This window comes from Albidovulum sp., from assembly GCF_049646345.1.
In the GTDB taxonomy this organism is placed as follows: Bacteria; Pseudomonadota; Alphaproteobacteria; order Rhodobacterales; family Rhodobacteraceae; genus Albidovulum.
Genome location: NZ_JBARVQ010000136.1, coordinates 1 through 3,936, shown reverse-complemented (window position 1 = coordinate 3,936; position 3,936 = coordinate 1). Strand labels below are relative to the sequence as shown.

Sequence of the window (3,936 nt, the reverse complement as noted above, 5' to 3'; positions counted from 1 at the left end):
CGGTACTGGATCGGATCGGGGGCGCCGTGAACCGCTGGCAGGTCAAACCGGTGGGATCGGAAGGCTACCGCACCGCCGAAGTGACGCTGGGCGGGGTGGATACGAACGGGCTCGACGCGCGAACAATGGAAACCCGTTCCGTTCCGGGGCTCTACTTCGTGGGTGAGGCAGTGGATGTGACCGGCTGGCTTGGCGGTTACAATTTCCAATGGGCCTGGTCGTCGGGTTGGGCGGCCGGGCAGGTGGTATAGGTCGCGGCAGTCAGAGGTAGACCACGCCGAACTGCTCCTCGATGAGTGCCAGATCGCGCTGGCCGGAATGATTCTGGCGCGATGTTTCAGCCATGAAATCCTCGGCCCAGTCGCCGGGGATGATGTAGCTGAGGATGCGGGCTTCAGCCCCTCCGGTATTTTTCATGTAGTGCGAGACGCCGCGCGGGCAATGGATTGTGTCGCCCGGACCCACTGTCACGAACTCATCGCCGATTTTCGCCTCAAGCTGACCCTGCAGGATGTGAAAGGTCTGGTCCTCCCATTTGTGGAAGTGGTCGGGGATGAAACCGCCGGGGCCGATCAGCCCGTCGCTGATGACGTATTCGGATGCGGTATCCTCTTTGCCGACCACCACGCCGGTGAACTCGGTCGGGGACATCCAGAACTTCTTGCTGCCGTCCCAGTGTCGGATCACCGTGTTCTTGCGGGTCTCAGTGGTCTTTGCGGTCATATGCCATCTTTTTTCTGCGACACCCGCCTGAGTGGCGCGTTCCTGTCTGGATATGCAAGCTCGGCCCGCCGGCCTACACCCGGACCGGGTCGGCCTTGGCGATGCGGTCAAGCGCCATCAGCGTCTCGATGAGTTTCGGCATCTGATCAAGCGGGATCATGTTCGGCCCATCGGAAATCAACGGATCGGCGTCCGGGGCCTGATGTGTCTCGATAAAGACCCCGGCAATGCCGAGGCTGACGGCGGCGCGGGCCATGGCGGGGGCGTATTCGCGCTGGCCGCCGCTTGATCCGCCCTGACCGCCGGGCTGCTGCACCGAATGGGTCGCGTCCATGATCACCGGATAGCCGGTACTGGCCATTCGCGGCAGGGACCGCATGTCGGCGACCAGCGTGTTGTAGCCAAAGCTCGCGCCGCGCTCGGTCAGCAGGATGTTTTCATTGCCGGTGCTCGCGACCTTGGCCGCGACATTGTCCATGTCCCAAGGGGCGAGGAACTGGCCTTTCTTGACGTTCACCACACAACCGGTTTCGCCAGCCGCCAGCAGGAGGTCGGTCTGGCGGCAGAGGAAAGCGGGGATCTGGATCACATCGACGACCGCGCCTGCGATGCGGGCCTGTTCGGCATCGTGGATGTCGGTCAGGACCGGCATGCCGAGTGCGGCACGCACGCCGTCCAGCACCTTCAGACCGGCATCCATACCGATCCCGCGCTTGCCTTTCAGCGATGTGCGGTTGGCCTTGTCGTAGCTTGCCTTGAAGATGTACTGGGCACCGACCTTTGCGCAGGCCTCGGCCATGGTTCCGGCGATCATCTGGGCGTGGTCGGCGCTTTCCAACTGGCAGGGGCCCGCGATCACGGTCAGCACCCGGTCGTTGCCGACGGTCAGCCCGCCGACGGAAACGTCCTTCATCTTGGTCATGTCCGGCTCCTTACGAGGTTGCCTGTTCCCGGAGGATCGAGGCAGTCAGCGACAGCATGAGGTAAATGCCACTGAAGATCAGAAAGGCCAAGATAGTGTTTTCAAATGCGCGCGGATAGGTCGCCTCATCCGGCGCGACCGGAGAGACGGAGGATTCCAGATAACGCACTTGCCGGTTGGCCTCGATCCGGGCGGTTTCAAGCTGCTGCAGGGCCTGGCTGAGCATCAGCTGGCGGGTTTCAAGATCCGCCTCGGCAATGCGCAACCGGCCGGTGATCTGGGCCAGAGATGCGGTATCCGTGCCGCCTTGCGTCAGTTGCGAGCGGAGCCCGGCGATCAATTGCTGCAGTCGCGAGATATCGCCCTTCACCCCATCGACCCGCGCCTTGTTCGGACGCGTATTGTCGAGAAGCTGCTGAAGTTCCAGCCGCTTGTTCTGCAGCTCTATTTCGAAAGTCGAAACCTGTCCCATGAGTGCGCTGCTTTCAGTAACCGGGTCCAGAATGCCCAGCTCCTCTTGCAGTCCCAGAACCCGCATCTGAGCTTCGAACACCTTTTTCTCGGCATCCTCATAGCTCTGGCGCGAGCCCTGCATCTGATCCTCGCGCAGGCGGGATGAAAGCTGATCCACCTGCTGCTCGGCATAGCCGATCAAGGCTTCGGAAAACTGCTGGCTGATCTTTGGATCGGCGGCGATCACCTCCATCTTGATGATGCCCTCGGTCGGGTCGTAGCCAATCTTCACGTTGCGCTTGTAGTGTTTGTACGCGGCTTCATTCGTCGCATCGGGGTCGAGACGTTGCAGCGGATCGATGAAGTCCTGACTGTAATGCGTCTTGAAGTCGAGATCCCGGTCGAGCCTGAGCATCGCGTCGCGTGATTGCAGATAGCCCTGAACGGCAATGGAATCCTGCGAAGTCGCGAACTGCGTGCCGCGGAACATTGAGCCAAAACCGGCTCCGGCAGCTTCGTTTTGCTGGATGATGAACTCGCTGACGGTTGCATAAAGTGGCGTGGCGACCTTGAAGAAATAGTACCCGGTCAGCAGCGTGGGCAGCAGCACGAAGGCCGCCAGCCGCGCCAGCAGCATCATGAAGTTACGCCGCCGCCGTTTGACAATGTCGCGCTGGATCTGAACGATTTCCGCCGCGCGTTGGGATTCCGACAAGGGTTGCACTGGGGCAGGGGGCGGCGCGGTCGGAACGGTCTGCGGCAATTGCACCCGACCTGCCGCCGGAGCGGCCTGTTGCGCGTTTTCGACCATCTGAAGCACTGCCGAAGGCTGGAACGGGTCTATCCCCTTCCGGCGCAGCAGAAGAACGGCCTCGTAATCCGACGCGGCCTCAACCCCGTGTTTCTGGGCAACACGGCGTGCCGTGCGAAGCTGGCGGCCCGACAGTCCTTCGGCCTTGATCGCGGCCAGATCGTCTTCGGGGTTCCGGTTCGCTTCCGGCTGTTCCTGCGCGGATGGAAAGACCCGGTCGCCGAAACCGTCATCGGTGTCCGGGATAAGCGGTTCCGGGGCGTCGGGCGCGCTGCGTTCCTGCGGACGGATGCGGAACTTTGTTGCCTTAGGTGTAGTCATACATCCGTTTCGCTTCTTCGAGTGTTTCGAACATATGCAACGTGCCATTCCTGAGAACGGCGGCAGAGCGGCAGAATTTTTCCAGGGTTGACGCCTGATGAGAAACGACAACAACGGTTGAGGTTTTCAGCCGGTCAGCCAGGATTGACCCCGCCTTTCGATTGAACTCGACATCCGTGGTAGACGGCATTCCCTCATCGATCAGGTATATATCGAATTCCATCGCCAACAGTAGCGAGAATGTGAACCGTGCCTTCATACCGGAACTGAAGGTGCCTACCGGCATGTCGAAATATTCCTCGATCCCGCAAAGCCAGCGGCTGAACGCCTCCACATAATCGGGATCAAGCCCGTAGAGCCGGGAGATGAAACGCGCGTTCTCACGCGCTGTGTGTTTGGAAACAACGCCCCCCATGAAGCCCAGCGGGAAGGACACGCGGCTGGTCTTGCGGATCGTACCTTCATCGGGCTTTTCCAGCCCGGCCATCATGTTGACGATCGTGGTCTTGCCTGTCCCGTTAGGGGCGAGAATGCCGAGAGATCGGCCGCGTTCCACCCTGAAAGAAGCGCGATCAAGGATCACCTTGCGCGTCTTTCCGGTCCAGAAAGATTTACTCACATTCTCGAATTCGAGCATCCGATGGCCTTGCCGCCGCTCTGCCTGCCGGTACATCTTAACGGTACGAATGATAACATAGCAGCTACA

The 3,936-nt window shown here is 60.7% G+C and carries 5 protein-coding genes; 1 reads left to right on the top strand and 4 read right to left on the bottom strand.

The window, feature by feature from the left end:
• Positions 1 to 251: NAD(P)/FAD-dependent oxidoreductase (locus WBB85_RS03395; RefSeq protein ID WP_432637211.1), on the top strand; the 251-nt coding region annotated here is incomplete at its 5' end.
• A 10-nt stretch (positions 252 to 261) separates the two neighbouring features.
• Here WBB85_RS03395 and WBB85_RS03390 read toward each other — a convergent pair.
• From WBB85_RS03390 to WBB85_RS03375, 4 genes are all read right to left on the bottom strand, one after another.
• Positions 262 to 723, bottom strand: a complete 462-nt coding sequence (locus tag WBB85_RS03390; protein ID WP_432637210.1) for a cupin domain-containing protein — start codon at positions 721 to 723, stop codon at positions 262 to 264.
• A gap of 73 nt (positions 724 to 796) precedes the next feature.
• Positions 797 to 1,636, bottom strand: a complete 840-nt coding sequence (kdsA, locus tag WBB85_RS03385; RefSeq protein WP_432637213.1) for a 3-deoxy-8-phosphooctulonate synthase — start codon at positions 1,634 to 1,636, stop codon at positions 797 to 799.
• 19 nt (positions 1,637 to 1,655) lie between these two features.
• Entirely contained in the window at positions 1,656 to 3,230 is a 1,575-nt protein-coding gene (locus WBB85_RS03380) for a capsule biosynthesis protein (protein ID WP_432637209.1), read from the bottom strand.
• The gene (locus WBB85_RS03375) at positions 3,217 to 3,867 is read right to left on the bottom strand and encodes an ABC transporter ATP-binding protein (RefSeq protein ID WP_432637212.1); all 651 of its coding nucleotides are present in this window, start codon (positions 3,865 to 3,867) and stop codon (positions 3,217 to 3,219) included. Before WBB85_RS03375 ends, WBB85_RS03380 begins: the two co-directional genes overlap by 14 nt.
• Between the last annotated feature and the right edge of the window lie 69 nt (positions 3,868 to 3,936).